The organism is Cryobacterium sp. W22_MBD10_FK3 (assembly GCF_052113745.1).
In the GTDB taxonomy this organism is placed as follows: Bacteria; Actinomycetota; Actinomycetes; order Actinomycetales; family Microbacteriaceae; genus Cryobacterium.
The window spans coordinates 82,921-102,088 of record NZ_JBGQOH010000001.1 but is presented as its reverse complement, the minus strand read 5'-3'; the positions used below and the strand labels follow the sequence as shown (position 1 = coordinate 102,088).

Sequence of the window (19,168 nt, the reverse complement as noted above, 5' to 3'; positions counted from 1 at the left end):
GGAGGAAACATAAGCGTCATTCTTAAGTAACCCGTCCGTAATAGCCTCGGGGAAGCCGCAGTGTGCGACATTTCTAGTCACCCACGCCTACGTCGTTTGGAGTAAACCCGCATGTTCCGCGATTCGTCCGAAGTGCTCTCGTTCATCAAGGACACCGATGTCAAATTCCTTGACCTCCGTTTTACCGACCTGCCGGGTGTGCAGCAGCACTTCAACATCCCCGCGTCGACCGTTGACGAGGACTTCTTCACCGTCGGCCAGATGTTCGACGGCTCGTCGATCCGCGGTTTCGCGTCGATCCACGAATCCGACATGCAGCTCATCCCCGACGTGACCAGCGCATACATCGACGCGTTCCGCACCGAGCGCACCCTGATCATGCTCTTCGACATTTACAACCCCCGCAACGGTGAGATCTACGCCAAGGACCCGCGTCAGGTTGCCAAGAAGGCCGAGAAGTACCTCGCCTCCACCGGCATCGGCGACACCGCGTTCTTCGGCTCCGAAGCCGAGTTCTACATCTTCGACGACGTGCGCTACGAGGTCAACCAGCACACCAGCTTCTACTCGGTCGACTCCGGTGAGGGCGCCTGGAACTCCGGCCGCAAGGAAGAGGGCGGCAACCTCGCCAACAAGACCCCGTTCAAGGGCGGCTACTTCCCGGTCAGCCCGGTCGACCAGCACGCCGACATGCGCGACGACATCTGCCTCAAGCTCATCGACGCCGGCCTCATCCTCGAACGCAGCCACCACGAGGTGGGCACGGGCGGCCAGGGCGAGATCAACTACAAGTTCGACACCATGGTGCACGCAGCAGACGACCTGCTCAAGTTCAAGTACATCGTCAAGAACACCGCACACGAGTGGGGCAAGACGGCAACGTTCATGCCCAAGCCGCTCTTCGGCGACAACGGTTCCGGCATGCACACCCACCAGTCCCTCTGGGCAGACGGCAAGCCGCTGTTCTACGACGAGGCCGGTTACGGCGGACTGTCCGACGTGGCGCGCTGGTACATCGGTGGCCTGCTCAAGCACGCTCCGGCGGTTCTCGCGTTCACCAACCCGACGGTCAACTCCTATCACCGCCTGGTGCCTGGCTTCGAAGCACCGGTCAACCTGGTGTACTCGGCCGGTAACCGCTCCGCGTCCATCCGCATCCCGATCACGGGCACCAACCCCAAGGCCAAGCGCCTCGAGTTCCGTGCGCCCGACGCCTCCGGCAACCCGTACCTGGCCTTCGCCGCCCAGCTGATGGCCGGCCTCGACGGAATCAAGAACCGCATCGAGCCGCACGAGCCCGTCGACAAGGACCTCTACGAACTGCCGCCCGAGGAGGCCAAGAACATCCCCCAGGTTCCCGCCTCGCTCGAGGAGGCCCTGCAGGCGCTGGAAGCCGACCACGACTTCCTGCTCGCCGGCAACGTCTTCACGCCGGAGCTCATCGAGACCTGGATCGACTACAAGCGCGAGAAGGAGATCAAGCCCCTCGCGCAGCGCCCGCACCCGTTCGAATTCGAGCTGTACTACGGCGTCTGATCTGACCAGCTGAACGACAGCGGGGCCGCAACCATCTGGTTGCGGCCCCGCTGTCGTTCAGGTCGCCGGTCGGCCGGTCAACCAGCTCAACCGGAGAAGGGGCCTGGCCGCTCCACCGGTCCGTAGAAGCGACGCTCGAAGACCGCCCTGGCGCGTCTGGTGACAGCCAGATAGTCCTCCTCGAGCTGGTTGGCGGAGCCCGGCGGGTACTCCATCATGCGGGCCACCCCGTCCAGCAGCACGCGATCGCTGGGCAGAACGTCGGCGGTCTTATTGGTCCAGAGCGTGATTGCGGAACGGCACCTGGACGCGAACAGCCAGGCGGCACGCAGCGTTGCGGCCTCGGCAGCGGTGACGAATCCGTGCCTGGTGGCCTCATCGAGCGCGACCAGAGTGGAGGTCGTGCGCAGCGACGGCAGCGCCGCCGCGTGCTGCAGCTGCACAAGCTGCACGAACCACTCCACATCGCTCAGCGACCCGCGGCCCAGCTTGAGGTGCCGGTTCGGATCCGCTCCCTGCGGCAGACGCTCGTTCTCGACCCGCGCCTTGATGCGTTTGATCTCGCGCACGTCCTGGTCGCTGATCTGATCCGGATAGCGCACGGTGTCCATCACGGCGTGGAAGCTCTCCCGCAGCGCGGGTTCCCCCGCGACGCCGCGGGCTCGCAGCAGCGCCTGGGCCTCCCAGGTCAGCGACCACCGACGGTAGTAGGCCTGATACGAGTCGATGGACCGCACCACCGCACCGTTCTTGCCTTCCGGGCGCAGGCCGATGTCCAGGTCGAACGGCAGCCGGTTGTCCTCGGTGAGCCGGTTCAGCTCCCGCACGATGAACGTCGCCCTGTCGTGCGCCGCGCCGCCCTCCAGGCCGGCCGGCCTGAAGACGTACATGACGTCGGCGTCGGAGCCGAACCCGAGCTCCGCTCCCCCGAACCTGCCCATGGCGATCACGGCGAACTCGATGCCGTCCGGGGCGAGGGGTCCGTCGTCACCGGTGAGACCGGTTCCGCGGATGGCTCCGAGAACACCCTGGATGATGACAGTGGACACGTCGGTGAGGCCGGCGGCGAGCTCATCGATATCGATGCGGCCGAGGATGGCCGACAACGCCAGGCGGAGCATCTCCCGGCGCCGGCTGGTGCGGAGCACCGATGCGGCGGCATCCGGACTGCCGTGCCTGGCCAGCACGGCACGGGCCTCGTCCTGCAACACGCGCAACGGACGGGGACGCAGGTCGTCGTCGTGTTCCAACCAGGCAACGGCCTCCGGGATGGTCTCGAGGAGCTCGCCGACGTACCGCGATGCGGACAACACCCGGGTGAGCCGTTCGGCGGCGCCCGACGAGTCGCGAAGCATCCGCAGGAACCAGTAGGTGGAGCCGAGGCTGTCGCTCAACCGGCGGAAGGCCAGCAACCCGTAGTCAGGGTCGGCGCCGTCGGACAGCCACTGCAGCAGCACGGGCAACAGGTGTTGCTGGATTGTCGCCCGCCTGGACACGCCGCCGGTGAGGGCGGCGATATGGGCCAGGGCGCCCTTGGTGTTGCGGAAACCGATCGCCGCGAGCCGGGCCTCGGCTTGCGCACTGGTGAGATTCAGGCCCTCGGCGGGCAGCGCTGCAACAGCGGAGAGCAGCGGCCGGTAGAACAACCGCTCGTGCAGGCCGCGCACCCGGTGCTTGGTGGCCTCCCACCGGGTCGTGAGCGCGGCCGCGCTGGTCGCGAGTCCCGTGGCACGTGCCAGGACCCGCAGGCCCGCCTCGTCGCGGGGAAGCAGATGGGTGCGCCGCAACCTGTCCAGTTGCAGCCTGTGCTCCATCAGCCGCAGCATGCGGTAGTCCTGGGCGAACTCGGCGGCTTCGGCACGACCGACGTAGCCGGCGTCGGCCAGGGCGGCCAGCGCCGGCAACGTTCCGGGCTGGCGCACATCGGGATCGGTCTGACCGTGCACGAGCTGGAGCAGCTGAACCGTGAACTCGATGTCACGGAGGCCGCCGGGGCCGAGCTTGAGCTGCACGGCCACCTCGTCGGCGGGGATGTTGCTCGTCACGCGTTCCCGCATGCGCTGCACGGACTCGACGAAGTTCTCCCGGCTGGCGCTCGTCCACACCTTGGGCGCGACGGCGTCCACGTAACGAGACCCCAACTCCAGGTCGCCCGCCAACGGCCGCGCCTTCAGGAGCGCCTGGAACTCCCAGCTCTTGGCCCAGCGGTCGTAGTACGCGATGTGGGATTCGAGGGAGCGCACGAGAGCACCCGACTTGCCCTCAGGCCTGAGGTTGGGGTCCACCTCCCACAGCTCCGGTTCCAGACTTGGCTGGTTGAGCCCCCGCATCATCAGGACCGCGAGCCTGGTGGCGATGTCCACGGCCCTGCCTGCGCTCAGATCGCCATAGCCCTCTGCGACGAAGATGACATCGACATCGCTGACATAGTTCAGCTCCCCCGCCCCCGCCTTGCCCATGCCTATCACGGCGAGTTTGGTCGCCCGCACCTCGTCCACGGGAAAGACACCGTGCGCGGCCACGGCGCCGCTGCACATGCCCCTGGCCACGGCGAGAGACGCTTCGAGCGCCGCGGCGGCCAGGTGCGCCAGAGTGCGCGCGATCCGGTCGAGCCCGGCAACCGGGTCGCCCTGCTCCAGGTCGAAGGCCGCGAGTTCGGCGAGGCGGCGGCGATACCGCACTCGGAGCGCGACCCATCCTTCGTCTCCGACCAGGGCGGCGAAACCGTCGGTCGCCTGCACGGCCTCGAGCAGGTCGGTCGTCAGCTCGTCCAGACCGGCCAGGGTGCCGGTCTTCTCGTGGAGCACGACGAGCTCGGCCGGGTGCCGGAGGAAGAAATCGGTCAGTCCGGTCGATGCGCCGGTCACCAGCACCAGGCGTTGCAGGGCGCCGGGATGCCGCCGGAGCACGGCGAAGTCGGCGGGAGCCTGTCGCACGAGCGACAACACGGCGAACAGCGCCGCGTCGGGATTCGCCGCCCGTGACAGAAGCGGGAACAGATCGGACGGATCCGGTCCGCCGAGCTCACCGACCTCGTCGAGACGGGCGCGGGCCTCGCCGAGATCGGCGAAGCCCACCCGAGCGAGGTCCGTCAGGGTCAACTGTTCTCTCGCCATGTCTTGTGCCTGTCGTGGTTGTTGATCCCCTAGAGCATCTCGAGGTTCTTATTGAGTTCGAACGGGGTGACCTGCGAACGGTACTCGCGCCATTCCTGGCGCTTGTTCAGCAGCACGTAGTTGAAGACGTGCTCCCCCAGAGTCTCTGCAACCAGTTCGGACTCCTCCATGTACTGGATGGCGTGATCGAGGCTGGCGGGCAGCTGGTGGTAGCCCAGCGCGCGACGCTCGGTGTCGCTGAGCCCCCACACGTTGTCCTCGGCCTCCGGCGGAAGCTCGTAGCCCTCCTCGATGCCCTTGAGCCCGGCGGCGAGCATCAACGAGTACGCGAGGTACGGGTTGGCCGCTGAGTCGATCGCCCGGTACTCGATGCGCGAGCTCTGACCCTTGTTGGGCTTGTAGAGCGGAACGCGGATCAGCGCCGACCGGTTGTTGTGACCCCAGCACACGAAGCTCGGTGCTTCGTCGCCGCCCCACAGCCGCTTGTACGAGTTCACGAACTGGTTGGTGACGGCCGTGATCTCCGGTGCGTGTCGCAGCAGGCCCGCGATGAACTGGCGCCCCGTCGTGGACAGCTGGTACTGCGCCCCGGCCTCGTAGAAGGCGTTGGTGTCTCCCTCGAACAGGGAGAGGTGGGTGTGCATCCCGGAGCCGGGCTGGTCGGACAGCGGCTTGGGCATGAAGGTCGCATAGACGCCCTGCTCGATCGCCACCTCCTTGATGACGGTGCGGAACGTCATGATGTTGTCAGCGGTGGTGAGGGCGTCCGCGTAGCGCAGGTCGATCTCGTTCTGGCCGGGACCGGCCTCGTGGTGGCTGAACTCCACCGAAATGCCCAGATCCTCCAGCATCCGCACCGACCGACGTCGGAAGTCGTGCGCGGTGCCGCCGGGGACGTTGTCGAAATAGCCGGCGGAATCGACCGGGACGGGCCCGTTCTTACCGAACTTCGACGACTTCAGCAGGTAGAACTCGATCTCCGGGTGCGTGTAGAAGGTGAAGCCGCGTTCGGCGGCCTTCGCCAGGGTGCGCTTGAGCACGTTGCGGGGATCGGCGACAGCGGGCTGGCCGTCCGGGGTGGTGATGTCGCAGAACATGCGGGCGGTCGGGTCGACCTCGCCCCGCCACGGCAGGATCTGGAACGTGGTGGGGTCCGGGTGGGCCAGCACATCGGCCTCGAACGAACGGGTCAGGCCCTCGATCGCGGATCCGTCAAAGCCCAGCCCCTCGGCGAAGGCACCCTCCACCTCGGCCGGCGCGATGGCGACCGACTTGAGGGTGCCGACCACATCGGTGAACCATAGTCGAATGAACTTGATGCCCCGTTCCTCGATGGTCCGAAGAACGAAGTCGCGCTGCTTGTCCATCCACGCCCTTTCTTGTTGCTCCTAGGCTACCGGCTGGCGACGGTGCGCGGGCGAAAACCGGCTGATCGAGGGGCCAATGGCCCGGGACGGAGCGCTGAGTACACTGAGCACATGCCAGAGTCCACGCCCGATGCGGCCAATGCCGTCGAGGTACAGAATCCCTATGTCAGCGTCACCGCCGGTCCCAAGCGCGTGCGCACCAGGCATTTCCAGAACGCGAAGCAGCAGGGGATCCCGATTACGGGGCTGACCAGCTACGACATGATGACCGCTCAGATCTTCGACCAGGCCGGAATCGACTTCCTCCTCGTCGGGGACTCCGCCGGCAACAACGTCTTCGGCTACGAGACCACCCTGCCCGTCACCGTCGACGAGCTCATCCCGCTGACGCGGGCCGTCGCACGCGCCGTGACCAGGGCCCTTGTCGTGGCCGACATGCCGTTCGGCAGCTATGAAACCGGCGCGTCCGAGGCCCTGCACACAGCGGTGCGGTTCATGAAGGAAGCGCAGGCGCACGCCGTGAAGCTCGAGGGCGGAGTGCGCAGCCGCAAGCAGATCTCCAGAATCGTCTCCGCGGGCATCCCGGTAATGGCCCACATCGGATTCACCCCGCAGAGCGAGCACGGCCTGGGCGGGCACATCATTCAGGGACGCGGCGCCGGCGCCGAGCAGCTGATCAAGGATGCCCTCGCCGTTCAGGATGCGGGCGCGTTCGCTGTGGTCCTGGAAATGGTGCCGTCAGCCGTCGCCGCTCAGGTCACCGAGCGCCTGGAAATCCCCACGATCGGTGTCGGCGCCGGACCCGACGTGGATGGCCAGCTCATGGTCTGGACCGACTTCGCCGGAATGACCGAGGGCAGGGTGCCTCGCTTCGTTCGGCAGTACGCGAACATGCGCTCGGCCCTCACCGAGGCCGTACACGCCTTCAGGCAGGACGTCGACTCCGGCGCCTACCCCGGTCCGGAGCACAGCTACGAGTAGCCGGCGCCTGGCCGCCTAGCGGTCCTCAGCGGCGTCGTCCTCGGCCCACTTGGCGCTGTTGGCGCGCAGCTTGTCGAGCGCGTGGGTCGCCTCCTCGAACGTTGAGAACGGCCCTACCCGGTCGACGGAGGGCGACAAGAGGCCCTTCTCGACCGCGCCGGTGCGCATGTTGTACCAGAACTGGAGATCAGCATCTTCGGCCATAAGGTTGATCCTATGCCTAAGGATTCCATCGGTCACCTCATTCCGGGAGCCGTGTCCAGCCACCGCTCCGTTCCCGCCCACATCACCAGGCCCGAGTACGTCGGTCACACCGCGCCGGCCCGGTTCACCGGGTCGGACGTCTACTCCCCCGAACGCATCGCGTTGATCCGGGAGTCCGGCCGCATCGCCGCTGAAGCGATCCAGGCGGTCGGGCGGGCCGTGCAACCGGGCGTGACCACCGAAGAGCTCGACAGGGTCGGCCACGAGTTCCTGATCAGGAACGATGCCTACCCCTCCACGCTCGGCTACCGCGGCTACCCGAAGTCGCTGTGTTCCTCGGTCAACGAGGTCATCTGCCACGGGATTCCCGACGACACGGTGCTCGAGAACGGTGACATCGTCAACATCGACATCACCGCATACAAGAACGGCGTGCACGGCGATTCCAACGTCACCTTCATCGTCGGTGAGGCCACCGAGGAGGTCACCCTGCTCGTCGACCGCACCAGGGAGGCTCTGGCCCGCGGCATCAAGGCCGTCGCACCCGGCCGGCAGGTCAACGTGATCGGCCGCACCATCGAGTCCTACGCCAAACGGTTCGGCTACGGAGTCGTCCGCGACTTCACAGGCCACGGTGTGGGCGACGCGTTCCACTCGGGCCTGATCATCCCTCACTACGACTCGGCACCGCAGTACGACACCGTCATGGAAGTGGGCATGGTCTTCACCATCGAGCCGATGCTGACCCTGGGCACCAGCGACTGGGACATGTGGGCAGACGACTGGACGGTGCTCACCCGTGACCGCAGCATCACCGCGCAATTCGAGCACACCCTGGTGGTCACCGAACGCGGCGCCGAAATCCTGACCGTACCGTAGCCGGTAGATTGACACCATGAGTTCAACCACTGCCATCGGCATCGATATCGGCGGAACCGGCATCAAGGGAGCCGTGGTCGACCTATCCACCGGCGCCCTGCTCTCCGACCGCATCAAGCTGCCCACCCCCAAGGGCGGCCGCCCCCAGGACATCATCGAGACGACCCGCCAACTCCTGGCGACGGTCTCGGCGGGGACCGGCGATCTACCGATCGGCGTGTGTTTCCCCGCTGTCGTCAAGCACGGTCACACGATGTCGGCAGCGAACGTCTCCGACAAGTGGATCGGTCTCGCCGCAGAGAAGCTCTTCGAAAAGGGCCTCGGCGTTCCCATCCATTTCGTGAACGACGCTGACGCTGCCGGCTACGCTGAGTCGATGTTCGGCGCGGCGAAGGGTGTCGACGGCGTCGTGCTGCTCACCACCCTGGGCACCGGCATCGGCACCGCGCTGATCAACGACGGCGCACTCGTGCCGAACACCGAGTTCGGTCACCTGGAGATCGACGGCGTCGACTATGAGACCCGCGCGGCATTCTCAGCCAAGGAACGCGACAACCTCAGCTGGGAGAAGTGGGCATCGCGCCTGCAGAAGTACTACTCCAAGCTCGAGGCCTTGTTCACGCCCGACCTGTTCATCGTCGGCGGCGGCGTGTCGAAGCACCACGAGAACTTCCTCCCGCTGTTGCATCTGAACACCCGGATCATCCCGGCCGTGCACCGCAACAACGCCGGCATCCTCGGTGCCGCCGCGCTGGCCGTCAAGCACGCTCCGGTCGCCGCCTGACCCACCCGCTCCTCGAGCAGCCCCGAAAACAACGCGTTTTCGGGGCTTCGTTCGTGGTCGGTCCTGGGCTCGGTTACGCGGCTGCGCGGGAGGATCCGGCCTGGCGCTGCTGCCTGTCGCGCCACCAGAGGCGCACCCGACGGGCGAGCCGACGGACCGTCTCGGTGAGGCGATGTGCTGCGGGAAACTCGGTTCCGAGAACGGCGACCCCAACGAAGACTATGAGCCAGCCGGGCCCAGGCAGCGGTACCAGGATGAGCCCGATGACCATCACCGTCAGGCCGGCCACGGCGACCAGCACCCGGTACGGCGCACGCAGGCGGGGATGGCGGTGGATCCAGGCATGCGCGCGGCTGAGGATGCGGCGGGTCCGCGGCAGGAAGCGACCGGCGGCGACCGCCGCCGGCTCGTTCACGACCGTTGACCGGGCCTCGGATGTGCTCATGGGCCCAGCGTAGGTTCTCCGGCTGGGAATGCGCCACCCGGCGAGGCACCCGGCGAGAACTCACAGGTTGAGGGAATGGGCCGGCTATTACGCCGGGTTTTGTCCTGGTTCACACCATGGACGGCCATCTATCTCGGGACTACGTTGCCGCAGCCCTCTAGCGGTCTACCCGGAAACTCGGCGAGCCGCCTTGGCGTTTCCTGTTCGACCTTGCTCCGGACGAGGTTTACCTAGCCGGCCAGGTCACCCTGGCCGCTGGTGGTCTCTTACACCACCGTTTCACCCTTACCCCCGGCTTGCGCCGACGGCGGTCTACTTTCTGTGGCACTGTCTCGCGGGTTGCCCCGGGTGGGTGTTACCCACCGTCCTGCTCTGTGGAGCCCGGACGTTCCTCGGCATCGCGGACTCCGAGGAGCCCGGATGACGCGACCGTCTTGCCGACCCATTCCGTCGTCGAGCCTACAGCGCCCCGGCCGCCACGGGCTACCAGCAGCGCCGCCGCATCAGATTCCGGACTCCTCCGTGCGCACCAGGATGGCACCGCAGTCGGGGCAGAAGACGACGTCGTCCGCGGGGGCGGCCCTGACGTCTTCGAGGTCGTTGCCGGTGAGGGTCATGGTGCATCCGCTGCAGGTGCGGGCGCGCAACAACGCTGCCGCATTGCCGCGACCGGCAACCCGTCGTTTCTCGTAGAGGTCCGCCAGGTCGGCGCCGATGGCCGAGACGATCGCCACCCGGTCCCTGGCCAGCTCGCCGAGCTGGCGATTCAGGTCCACGAGCAGCACGTCACGGTCCGCTTCGATGCCGGCCACCCGGCTGGAAACCGCGGCGCGTTCGGCCTCGGTCTCGGCGACGGCGGCTTCCTTCTCCTCGAGCCGTTCCATCACCGCCAGTTCGATCTCCTCGAGCGCCGCCAACCGGGACCCCAGCGCGGTCAGTTCGGTCTCGAGGGCATGCACGTCCTTGATGGACGAGGTGTGCTGCGCGCGGTCGGTGTCGCGCGCGATGCGCTTTTCGACCACCTCGACGTCGGACTCGATGCGGCGCAACTCGATCTGGGCGTCCTCGACCTCGCCGGTGCGGCCGGTCAGGACGGTCTTCGACGCGTCGAGGCCACGCGCCAGGGCGACGAGTTCGGCGTGCTGCGGCAACGCCTTCGCCTGGTGCTCGACCTGCTGCAGTTTGATGTCGAGGGCCTGGAGCCGCAGGAGCTCCTTCTGCTCAGTGGGAGATGCCTTCACAATGTCCTGACCTTCATGATTATGGAGCTGAAATGTACGGGGGTGGGCACGAGCTCACTGGGTGACGGTGAAATCCCACGGGTCGGTCCGCAGATCGCTGACCTCGACGCGAATGCCGGGCAGTCTGTGCCGAAGCGCTGTGGCCGCGACGTCCAGCCAGAGCCATTCGCTGGCCCAGTGTGACACGTCGATGAGGGCAGGACCAACCCCGGCCAGCGTCGACTGTTCCCGTGACTCCGACACCGGGTGGTGGCGCAGGTCGGAGGTGATGAAGACATCTGCGGAGAGAACTGCGGGTTCTCGCAGGAGCGAGTCACCGGCTCCTCCGCACAGGGCGACGGTCTCGATGAGGTCGGTGAAACCTCCGGCGACCCGCACACCTGACGCCGTCGGCGGAATCAGCGCCGCAAGGCGCCTGGCGAGCTGACCGAGAGTCGTCGGCTCGGGGAGCCGGCCGACCCGGCCGATGCCTGTGCCCGGTGCGTTGCCGACGGTGATCGGACGCGCGTCGTGGAGGCCCAGACGTTGGGCGAACACATCGGACACGCCGTCTTCGACGACGTCGGCGTTGGTGTGGGCGCAGAGCAGGGCGCAGTTCGCACGGATCAGACGCGCCAGCAAGGCGCCCTTGTAACGATCCTCGGCCACGCTGGTGACACCGCGCAGGAGGAGTGGATGGTGCGCCAAGAGCAGGTCGGCGCCTGAGTCGATCGACTCAGAGACAGTCTCGGTGACAACATCGACGGCCAACAGAATGGACTCCACCGGCCTGGCGGGGTCACCGCTGATCAGACCCGGCGCATCCCATTCCTCGGCCCCCGCGAGCGGCCAAAGGTCATGGGAGACCCGGGCGACTTCAGCGAGCGAGAATGACACCCCATCAGCCTACTAGCCGCATGGCGCACCGAGGGCCGGCGGGCCACCTCACCACCCGAGGGTGCCGGCCGCGCCCTTGAACGGGCCAACGATCCGGTCGGTGATCCAGCCCCCGTAGAAGTCGCCGGGTTGAGCGCGCACGAGCTCACCGTCGACGGTGCACTGGTCCAACCTGCCGGGGTAGACGGCGACCCGGCCGGCCAGGGACTCGAAACCGTCCTCAGGGCGGGGGTAGCACCACGCCACCGCGTCCGCCCGGCGGTCGCCGACGACGATGCTGAGGTAGGACGCCAGACCCTTGTATTCGCAGACGCTGTGTCCGTTGACCGGCGCGAGCACACCAGCGGCGAACGCGGCCCTGGGCAGGTAGTACGTGGGTGGGTGGCTGGTTTCCAGCACGCGGACGCTGTCCCTGGTGTCGGCGATCACGACGCCGTTGAACCGCAGCACGACGTGCTCCAGGCTCGGTTCCACCCGCGGCGGACGCGGGTAGTCCCACACCGACTCCTGACCGGGGGCCGGCATCACCCTGTGCAGCCGCGAGAGCACCATCGGACGCCTACCGGGGCCGCAATCCGGCACCGTAGACGGCGGCCTGGGTGCGTCTGGCCATGCCGAGCTTGGCGAGCAGACCCGACACATAGTTCTTCACGGTCTTCTCGGCCAGATCCAGCTGGTCGCCGATCTGCCGGTTCGTGAGCCCCTCCGCGATCAGCTCGAGCACCTGACGTTCCCTGGTGGTGAGGTTGGACGCGGGCGAGTCGGCGGCGGTACCGGTGAGTTCGGTGACGACCTTGCGCGTGACCGCCTTCTGCACCAGGGACTCCCCCCGCGCGACGCGCCGGATGGACTCCACCAGGTGCTGCCCGCGGATGTCCTTGAGGACGTAACCGGATGCGCCGGCGAGCACAGCGGAATAGCTGGCTTCGTCATCGTCGTAGGCGGTGAGCATGAGGCACTGGACCACCGGGTTGGCCGAACGGATGGTACGGCACACGTCGATGCCACTGCCGTCTGGCAGCCGCACGTCGAGCACGGCCACGTCGGGCACCGTCGCCGCGACCCTGGCGACGGCCTGCCGGGCAGTGGATGCTTCACCGACGACCTCGAGGTCGGGTTCGGCGTTGATCATGTCCGCGATTCCGCGGCGCACGACTTCGTGGTCATCCACGAGGAAGACTCGGATCATCACGATTCCTTTCGTACAGGTTCAGGTTCGATGAGGGCGGTCCAACGCAATCGGCTGCCGCCTCTGGCACGGTTCTCCAGCACGACGTCGCCGCCCCACTGCTCGGCCCTGGCCGCCAGGTTGGCCAGGCCGCTGCGCCGGTCGGACTCCACGACTCCGATGCCGTTGTCGACGACCTCGATCACGACGAGGTCATCCGCCACACTGAGGTTCACCACGGTTTCGGTCGCCTCCGCGTGGCGGACCACGTTCATCAGCCCCTCCCGAATCACCGCGGCGATGTCGTCGGACATCTCCGGCGGGGTCAACAGGTCGATCGGGCCGGTGAACACGAGGCGCGGTGTCTGCTCGAACAGTGACGCCAGCTCGCTGAGCATGTCGATGATCCGGTGACGGATCGAGCCGCGGTCCCGGCTGGTCTGAGCGGTGAGGGCGAAGATGGCTGTGCGAATCTCGACGATCGCGACATCGAGGGCGACAACCTCCTCGATGATGCGTTCGCGGACTTCGGGGTCGTCCACCGAGCCGCTGATGGCCTGCAAACCGATCCCCGCCGCGAAGACCCGTTGGATGACGTTGTCGTGCAGGTCACGGGCGATCCGGCTGCGATCTTCCAGCAGGGCGAGCTTCTGTCCGGCGGACCGCCCGCGGGCGAGCTCCAGGGCAACGCTGGCCTGACCGGCGAAGTCCGCCGCCATCTCCAGGTCCGAGGTCGTGAAGCGCGGCCGGCCGGTGGAACGGGAGACGGTCATGACACCGTGGGTGCGCCCGGAGGCCAGCAACGGAATCACCATGGTGGGTCCCAGCACCAGCTGGGCGTCCGGCTGATCCAGGCTGGCGCCGCCGTCTGCGGTGAGGATGGGCTGACCGCTATCGAAGGCGCGCCCGACCGTGGTTCCGGCCGCCGGGATGACGAGCCCCTTCACCTGCTTGGCGAGTTTTCCCCTGGCCGTGTCCACGATGAGGGTTCCCTCGCCGGCGGCGAGGACCACACAAACGAGATCGGCGTCTGCGAGCGACGCGAATCTGTCGGCGAGGAGTTCCAGGGACGCATCCGCCCGGTCAGAGAGCAGGGCGGCGCTGATCTCCGCCGAGGCGGCCGACCAGCGTTGCCTGCGGCGGGTCTCGTCGAACAGCCGGGCATTGTCGATGGCGATGCCGGCCGTTGCGGCCAGCGCCGTCAACAATTCCTCGTCTTCCTCGCTGAACGCGCCGGAAATCTGGTTAGAGAGGTAGAGGTTTCCGTACACCTCGCCGCGCACCCGCACGGGCACACCCAAGAAGCTGTCCATCGGCGGATGGTGCGCCGGGAAACCGGAGGATCTGGCATCCTCGCCCAGGTGGGTCAGGCGGATGGCGTGCGGATCGTCGATCAGCGCGCCGAGCAGCCCGTGCCCGGCAGGAAGGTGACCGATCTCGGCGGCCAGTTCGTCGGGGATGCCGACGTGGATGAACTGCTCCAGATTGCCGTTGGGGGCGATGACCCCCAGGGCCCCGTAACGTGCTCCGACGAGGTCGACGGCCACGTCCACGATGCGGCGGAGCACGGCTGCGAGGTCGAGTTCCTCGACGACGGCCTGGCTGGCCTGCAACAGACTGCGCAGGCGGCCCTGGGTGGCGAGCACCTTCTGGGCATTCAGGACGAGTTCGGACAGCGCCTGATCGAGCGCGGACCGCGGGCCGTCGGGAAAGGAAAGCCTGGTCTCAGGAACGGTCACAGAATGCGTCCCCTTTCGGTCGGAGCTAGAGCAAAGTGTACCTGACTGGGACCTTCGGCCCTTTCGCAGTTTAGGGGACCGGCGCATTCTGGAGGCGTGGCATCTCCCGAAGCACCCCGGGAAGAACTGGAGATCAACTCATGGTTGAGAGAGTGATCGTAGCCGTTGACGGGGGTCCCGCAAGCCGGGCTGCCCTCAATTGGGCCCTGGTCAGGGCCGAGAATGTGCCACTCCAACTGGAGTTGACCACCGTCGTCGAACTGGGCTGGTCACCGGTCGGCGGACCCGAAGAAGACTTCCAGCCCGTCTACGAGCGCGCCCTGGCCGAAGCCAGCCGATTCGTCTCCCAGAACTTCCCCGCGGTCAAGACGACCAGCGTCGTCCGCCGCGGAGTTCCCGTCGACGAGCTGGTCCGCGCGTCGGCCGACGCCGACCTGATCGTCATCGGCACGAACAAGACCAGCGCGCTGGCCGGCGCCGTGCACGGAACGCTTCCGCTCCGACTCGCCGCTCACGCACGGTGCGCCGTGGCGGTCATTCCGTCCGGCTGGGTGGCCGGCGGTGACGGCGTCGTCGTCGGAATCGAAGACGATGGCACGATGGACGCTCCCCTCGACCTCGCGATGGCCGAGGCCGTTGCGCGAGGCGTTCCACTCGAGCTGGTGCACGCGTGGTCGATCCCCGCCACCCTCGGGGTGGACTTCGGTGCTGCCGTGCCGTTCGACGCCCTGATCGAGGCCCACGAGGACATCGTTGCCCGCGCCCGCGAACGCGTCGCCGCCAAGACGCCGGCACTCGCCGCATCCACCACCCTCGTGCAGGGCGCGGCCGCCCCTGCCCTCGTCGAAGCTGCAAAAGACGCAGCGGTGCTCGTCGTCGGAACGCACGGGCGCGGAGCGGTTGCGGGGCTCATCCTCGGCTCGGTGAGTCACGATGTGCTCCTGAACATGCCCTGCCCCGTCATCGTCGTGCCGCGCAGCCGGCGCCCCGCCGACCCCACCAGGTCCGGGGCATCCGAATGAGTGCCACCTATTACATCGGCGTCGACGGTTCGGGCCCGAGCCGGGCCGCGCTGCGCTGGGGCGTCCGCCGGGCGGCCGAGCGCAAGGCCGCCGTGGTGCTTGTCAACACCGTCGACGACGAATGGGGTCTGGTCGGACGGGACGCGGCCGCGGATGCGGAGCGCCAGGCCCGGGACTTGCTGCTTGAGGAGTCCGCCCGGGTTGCCGACCTGCAGACCGGGGTGCCCTTGACCACCCGGATCGTGCACGGCGGCACGGCCTGGGCTCTCGCCAAGCTACCCAGCCCCGAAGACCTTCTGATCGTGGGCACCCACAAGACCGGGTTCCTCCGCGGCCGGGTGCTGGGCTCCCGAAGTGTGCAGATCGCATCGGCAGCACGCTGCTCGGTGGCGATAGTTCCCGACACCACTCTTGACTCGCGCCACGACGTGGTCGTCGGCGTCGATGGCTCCGACGGCTGCCTGTCCGCGGTGCGGATGGGCGCCCAGGAAGCCGATCGCCTCGACCAGGACCTGCTCCTGGTCTACGCTCCCCCTGGCCTGCCGCGGTCCGAGTCGTCACGCACCGAATCCGGTGAGGAGCGCAGCCCCCAGACCGCGCGCCTGATGCAGAATGCCGCCGCCGTCGCCGCGTCCACGGCGTCCCGCATCACGGTGCGGCGTCGGGTCGCGCACCGAGACCCCGCCGAAGCTCTGCTCGATGCCAGTTTCGACGCTGCCCTGTTGATTCTGGGGGTGTCCGCCCGCCACGGCGAGACCACTCTGATCGGTTCGGTCACCCACGACGTCCTGATGAACATCAACGTCCCGGTGCTGATCGCCCGCGGGGTCGCGGCGTCCAGCGATGCGCCGTCGTACGCGTCGACGGCCAGCGTGTGAGGTGAACCGGACCGGCCTCGCCGGACGGTGTCAGTAGTCGAACTCGTCGAACTGCGGTGACCCGAGCGCGGCACCTGTCCACGCCACCGGCGCCGAAACCGACCCCGCCCGTACCTTGTCGTGCAGGGCCTGGGTGGTGGCGGTCTCGGTGAGTTCACTCTCCCCGTCGGCGCTGGTCACACTGACCAATTGACTGGAGGACCCGATCAGGAACTGTGCCCGCCCGTGTACGCCGTCAGCGGCGATCACGGGAATGTCGACGACATCGGTTTCCCGGCGGTTACTCAGCGCTTCGGCGTACAGCATGACCGCATCGGCTAGGTCGGAGCCGGTGACTATCGAGCCGCCTGGATGATAAATACGTTTCATGATGTGCCCCTGCCGCTCACGGATAGTGCCTCGTGGTTCAGCCGGGGTCTGGGGCTATGAAGACATATTACGACCGTGGCCGCTAAAGTGCGAGGTCTCCACTGACGATTTGTGCAGCGACGTCGGCCAGCGGCAGTCCGTTCGCCCGTGCGTGCTGGCGCATCAGCCCGAACGCCTCATCCATGTTCGCTCCCCGGGTGTAAGCCACGACGCCCTTGGCCTGCTCGATGACGACCCGGCTGCTCAGCGCGAACTGCAGCTGCTGCCGGGCGATATCGCTCTCGCGCAACGCCCGCTCCTGGAGGATCCCGATCGTGGCGACATCAGCCAGGGCCTGCACCGTCGGCGCATCATCGGCGGGCAGCCCGCCGGTGCGGTCCCAGAACAGGTTCAGCGAACCAATGGTGGTGGTGCGCAACCGCATCGGCACCGAGAACATGGAGCCGAAGCCCTGCTCGAGGGCTCCGACGCGAAATCGCGGCCATTTCGGACCCGACGCGGCGATGTCGGGCACGGCAACGGCCTGCCCGGTGATCACGCTCTCCACACACGGTCCGCTGCCGCTGCGCAACTGCAGGATCTCGACGAGACGACTGCGTTCGTTGGTCGACGCGACGACTTCGAATTCTTCATCGTCGGTGAGGATGATGCCCGCAGCCGACGCGTCGAAGAGCGGCACGCAGTGCGAGACGAGGGTGTGCAACAGATCGACGAGATCGTAGCCGACCACGAGGGTGTCGGCGAGAGTCACGAAAGCCTCGACGAGTTGGCCTTCGCGTGTCTGTGTTGCCATCACGCCATCATAATGTCTCGGACGGATCGGACCATTCCTCGGCGAAATCGATGCGACGGGCCACGATGTCGGCCGCGACCTCCCGCACCGTGCGACCCCGCGCGAAGGCGTAACCGTTGATGATCAGCAGCGCATCGGCTGCACTCACCCCGAGCTGGGCGAGCACCATGCCGGTGGCCTGGTGCACCTCCCGGCGGGAGAAACCGTCGGAGTGCTGATCCTGCTCGCCGGGGGTACTGGACTGATCGGCGATCGAGCGGCGCAGGACCTGTCGGGCACAGATGCTCGACAGGGCTATCGCGTCGTCCACCTGGACCGTGGTGAGGGTGCCTGCACCCAGCGTGTAGAGGTCGACGGCGCCGATGTTGAGCGAACCCAGCGCCAGCGGGAAGGCAAAGAGCGAGAGAGCCTCGCTCTCCCCCATCGCTTGGGCGAACAGGGGCCACCGCGGGTCGGCGGCGCTGGCGTCAGCCGTGAACACGGGCCGGCGGCTGGTCATGGCGTCCCAGCACGGGCCCTCACCGAGATCGAACTGGAGCTCGTCCAGACGGGCTGCTGTGTCGTCGCTCGCGCAGATGGTCTCCGACCCGAACGGCGCCCCCAGCGTCGACACCGCGGCACCGTGCACCGGAAGCACCCGGAGGAACGGCCGGCAGAGGCTCGTGCGGCGCTCGAACGCCTGGGAGAGGTCTTCGACGGCGGCGCCGAATGCCGGATTCTCAGACATGGGCGCTCGCCTGACTAGCGCGACCCGTGCGCGCTGCTGCCATGGTGACCTCGTAACTGACTGGCTTCGGAGGCCGCCGGGGCGAGTGCCGGGCTCGCGGCGGGCGACCTGTACAGCAGCAGCCTACTCGCGGCCACCGGCGCCGCCGCGGCGTGCCCGCGGGCGTATTAATCTGGTGGGCCCTACCGGGCTCGAACCGATGACATCCACGGTGTAAACGTGGCGCTCTACCAACTGAGCTAAAGGCCCCGATCGGTTGCAACCGAACAGGATGGGAAGAGCTTACCGACTTTTACGACCGGCCGGAAAACTGGGCCGGCTGAAGCTCGTCGAGTGCCGCGCGATACGCCTCCAACGAGCGGGCCTCGCCAGGCGCCGTGATGAAACTCGCGCGGATGATGCCACTGGGGTCGATCAGGAACGTCGCCCGGTTGGCGAAACCCTTGTCGTCGAGGAAGACGCCGTATTCCTTCGCGACGGCTCCGTGCGGCCAGAAGTCCGCCAGCAGGGTGAAGCCGTACCCCTGCTGCTCGCCCCAAGCGCGCAGCGCGTGCCTGGAATCAACGGAAATGCCGATCAACTCCACGCTGTTGTCGGCGAAGAGGGCGAGGTTGTCGCGCAGCTCGCACAATTCGCCGCTGCAAATGCCCGAGAACGCCAACGGGAAAAACACCAGCGCCACGGACTTTTCACCCCGGTACCGGCTGAGCTGGATTCTCTCGCCGTACTGACTGACGAGCTCGAAATCGGGTGCCTGGGTGTCATTCTCCAGCGCCATGGCGGTGTCCTTCCCGGCCATCGGGGGACGATGGCTGAATACGGGGGGCAAGCCTAGCCGTCCCGCAGGCCTTCACCAACACGGCCCCACATGCTGCTCCCACCCTGCCGGAAGATAAGGCGAGGCCGCACCCAGGCGACACCGGCGTAGCCGTGCGCGGTTCCCAGCAAGAATCACTAGGCTGACGTGGTGCCTTTCGGTCGTGACCCGACCTAGCTGTGTCCGGCACGCCTAACCAGGCATGATCCTTCCCCCACACGATCTG

The 19,168-nt window shown here is 67.2% G+C and carries 19 protein-coding genes, 1 tRNA gene and 1 other RNA gene; 6 read left to right on the top strand and 15 right to left on the bottom strand.

The window, feature by feature from the left end; translation table 11 throughout:
* Window positions 1-111 precede the first annotated feature (111 nt).
* Window positions 112-1,536 (top strand): type I glutamate--ammonia ligase, encoded by a 1,425-nt coding sequence (gene glnA / locus ACEN2M_RS00475; protein ID WP_441646181.1) that lies wholly within the window; start codon window positions 112-114, stop codon window positions 1,534-1,536.
* An 86-nt stretch (window positions 1,537-1,622) separates the two neighbouring features.
* Here glnA (ACEN2M_RS00475) and ACEN2M_RS00470 read toward each other — a convergent pair whose 3' ends face one another.
* The gene (locus tag ACEN2M_RS00470; RefSeq protein ID WP_441646180.1) at window positions 1,623-4,652 is read right to left on the bottom strand and encodes a bifunctional [glutamine synthetase] adenylyltransferase/[glutamine synthetase]-adenylyl-L-tyrosine phosphorylase; all 3,030 of its coding nucleotides are present in this window, start codon (window positions 4,650-4,652) and stop codon (window positions 1,623-1,625) included.
* A gap of 29 nt (window positions 4,653-4,681) precedes the next feature.
* Window positions 4,682-6,019 (bottom strand): type I glutamate--ammonia ligase, encoded by a 1,338-nt coding sequence (gene glnA / locus ACEN2M_RS00465; RefSeq protein WP_066595282.1) that lies wholly within the window; start codon window positions 6,017-6,019, stop codon window positions 4,682-4,684.
* Window positions 6,020-6,130: 111 nt separating this feature from the next.
* Here glnA (ACEN2M_RS00465) and panB point away from each other — a divergent pair, with 111 nt between their 5' ends.
* Entirely contained in the window at window positions 6,131-7,000 is an 870-nt protein-coding gene (gene panB, locus ACEN2M_RS00460) for a 3-methyl-2-oxobutanoate hydroxymethyltransferase (protein WP_441646179.1), read from the top strand.
* A gap of 15 nt (window positions 7,001-7,015) precedes the next feature.
* On the opposite strand, the gene ACEN2M_RS00455 is transcribed toward panB, so the two are convergent.
* A complete protein-coding gene (locus ACEN2M_RS00455) occupies window positions 7,016-7,204 on the bottom strand; it encodes an SPOR domain-containing protein (RefSeq protein ID WP_441646178.1) in 189 nt (62 codons plus the stop codon).
* Between the two features lie 12 nt (window positions 7,205-7,216).
* Here ACEN2M_RS00455 and map point away from each other — a divergent pair, with 12 nt between their 5' ends.
* Together map and ppgK are read left to right on the top strand one after the other, a co-directional pair.
* Window positions 7,217-8,083 (top strand): type I methionyl aminopeptidase, encoded by an 867-nt coding sequence (gene map / locus ACEN2M_RS00450; RefSeq protein WP_441646177.1) that lies wholly within the window; start codon window positions 7,217-7,219, stop codon window positions 8,081-8,083.
* 16 nt (window positions 8,084-8,099) lie between these two features.
* The gene (gene ppgK, locus ACEN2M_RS00445; protein WP_441646176.1) at window positions 8,100-8,867 is read left to right on the top strand and encodes a polyphosphate--glucose phosphotransferase; all 768 of its coding nucleotides are present in this window, start codon (window positions 8,100-8,102) and stop codon (window positions 8,865-8,867) included.
* A 73-nt stretch (window positions 8,868-8,940) separates the two neighbouring features.
* Here ppgK and ACEN2M_RS00440 read toward each other — a convergent pair whose 3' ends face one another.
* The 7 genes from ACEN2M_RS00440 to ACEN2M_RS00410 all read right to left on the bottom strand — a co-directional run bounded on the left by ACEN2M_RS00440 (window position 8,941) and on the right by ACEN2M_RS00410 (window position 14,336).
* Window positions 8,941-9,312, bottom strand: a complete 372-nt coding sequence (locus ACEN2M_RS00440; protein ID WP_441646175.1) for a TIGR02611 family protein — start codon at window positions 9,310-9,312, stop codon at window positions 8,941-8,943.
* 72 nt (window positions 9,313-9,384) lie between these two features.
* Window positions 9,385-9,757: RNase P RNA component class A (gene rnpB, locus ACEN2M_RS00435), an RNA gene on the bottom strand.
* Between the two features lie 58 nt (window positions 9,758-9,815).
* On the bottom strand, window positions 9,816-10,553 hold the full coding sequence (locus tag ACEN2M_RS00430; RefSeq protein ID WP_441646174.1) for a zinc ribbon domain-containing protein: 738 nt from the start codon (window positions 10,551-10,553) through the stop codon (window positions 9,816-9,818).
* A gap of 54 nt (window positions 10,554-10,607) precedes the next feature.
* Window positions 10,608-11,429 carry a Nif3-like dinuclear metal center hexameric protein gene (locus ACEN2M_RS00425; RefSeq protein ID WP_441646173.1) on the bottom strand — a complete coding sequence of 274 codons (822 nt, stop codon included), beginning with the start codon at window positions 11,427-11,429 and terminating at the stop codon, window positions 10,608-10,610.
* Between the two features lie 48 nt (window positions 11,430-11,477).
* Window positions 11,478-11,981 (bottom strand): DUF427 domain-containing protein, encoded by a 504-nt coding sequence (locus ACEN2M_RS00420; protein WP_441646172.1) that lies wholly within the window; start codon window positions 11,979-11,981, stop codon window positions 11,478-11,480.
* 7 nt (window positions 11,982-11,988) lie between these two features.
* Window positions 11,989-12,618, bottom strand: a complete 630-nt coding sequence (locus ACEN2M_RS00415) for a response regulator (protein WP_104162666.1) — start codon at window positions 12,616-12,618, stop codon at window positions 11,989-11,991.
* Window positions 12,618-14,336 carry a sensor histidine kinase gene (locus tag ACEN2M_RS00410; protein ID WP_441646171.1) on the bottom strand — a complete coding sequence of 573 codons (1,719 nt, stop codon included), beginning with the start codon at window positions 14,334-14,336 and terminating at the stop codon, window positions 12,618-12,620. Before ACEN2M_RS00410 ends, ACEN2M_RS00415 begins: the two co-directional genes overlap by 1 nt.
* A gap of 140 nt (window positions 14,337-14,476) precedes the next feature.
* Between ACEN2M_RS00410 and ACEN2M_RS00405 the strand changes: the two genes are divergently transcribed.
* Window positions 14,477-15,358, top strand: coding sequence for a universal stress protein (locus ACEN2M_RS00405; RefSeq protein WP_441646170.1), 882 nt, complete (start codon window positions 14,477-14,479; stop codon window positions 15,356-15,358).
* A complete protein-coding gene (locus tag ACEN2M_RS00400) occupies window positions 15,355-16,236 on the top strand; it encodes a universal stress protein (protein WP_441646169.1) in 882 nt (293 codons plus the stop codon). The genes ACEN2M_RS00405 and ACEN2M_RS00400 overlap by 4 nt, the downstream gene beginning before the upstream one ends.
* A gap of 30 nt (window positions 16,237-16,266) precedes the next feature.
* Here the strand turns inward: ACEN2M_RS00400 and ACEN2M_RS00395 are convergent, their stop codons facing one another.
* The 5 genes from ACEN2M_RS00395 to ACEN2M_RS00375 all read right to left on the bottom strand — a co-directional run bounded on the left by ACEN2M_RS00395 (window position 16,267) and on the right by ACEN2M_RS00375 (window position 18,903).
* Window positions 16,267-16,605, bottom strand: coding sequence for a hypothetical protein (locus tag ACEN2M_RS00395; RefSeq protein WP_441646168.1), 339 nt, complete (start codon window positions 16,603-16,605; stop codon window positions 16,267-16,269).
* An 82-nt stretch (window positions 16,606-16,687) separates the two neighbouring features.
* Window positions 16,688-17,398: a GAF and ANTAR domain-containing protein gene (locus ACEN2M_RS00390; protein WP_441646167.1), complete on the bottom strand. Its 711-nt coding sequence runs from the start codon at window positions 17,396-17,398 to the stop codon at window positions 16,688-16,690.
* 7 nt (window positions 17,399-17,405) lie between these two features.
* Window positions 17,406-18,125 carry a GAF and ANTAR domain-containing protein gene (locus tag ACEN2M_RS00385; RefSeq protein ID WP_441646166.1) on the bottom strand — a complete coding sequence of 240 codons (720 nt, stop codon included), beginning with the start codon at window positions 18,123-18,125 and terminating at the stop codon, window positions 17,406-17,408.
* 173 nt (window positions 18,126-18,298) lie between these two features.
* A tRNA-Val gene (locus ACEN2M_RS00380) sits at window positions 18,299-18,374 on the bottom strand.
* Window positions 18,375-18,417: 43 nt separating this feature from the next.
* A complete protein-coding gene (locus ACEN2M_RS00375) occupies window positions 18,418-18,903 on the bottom strand; it encodes a peroxiredoxin (protein WP_441646165.1) in 486 nt (161 codons plus the stop codon).
* Window positions 18,904-19,168 lie beyond the last annotated feature (265 nt).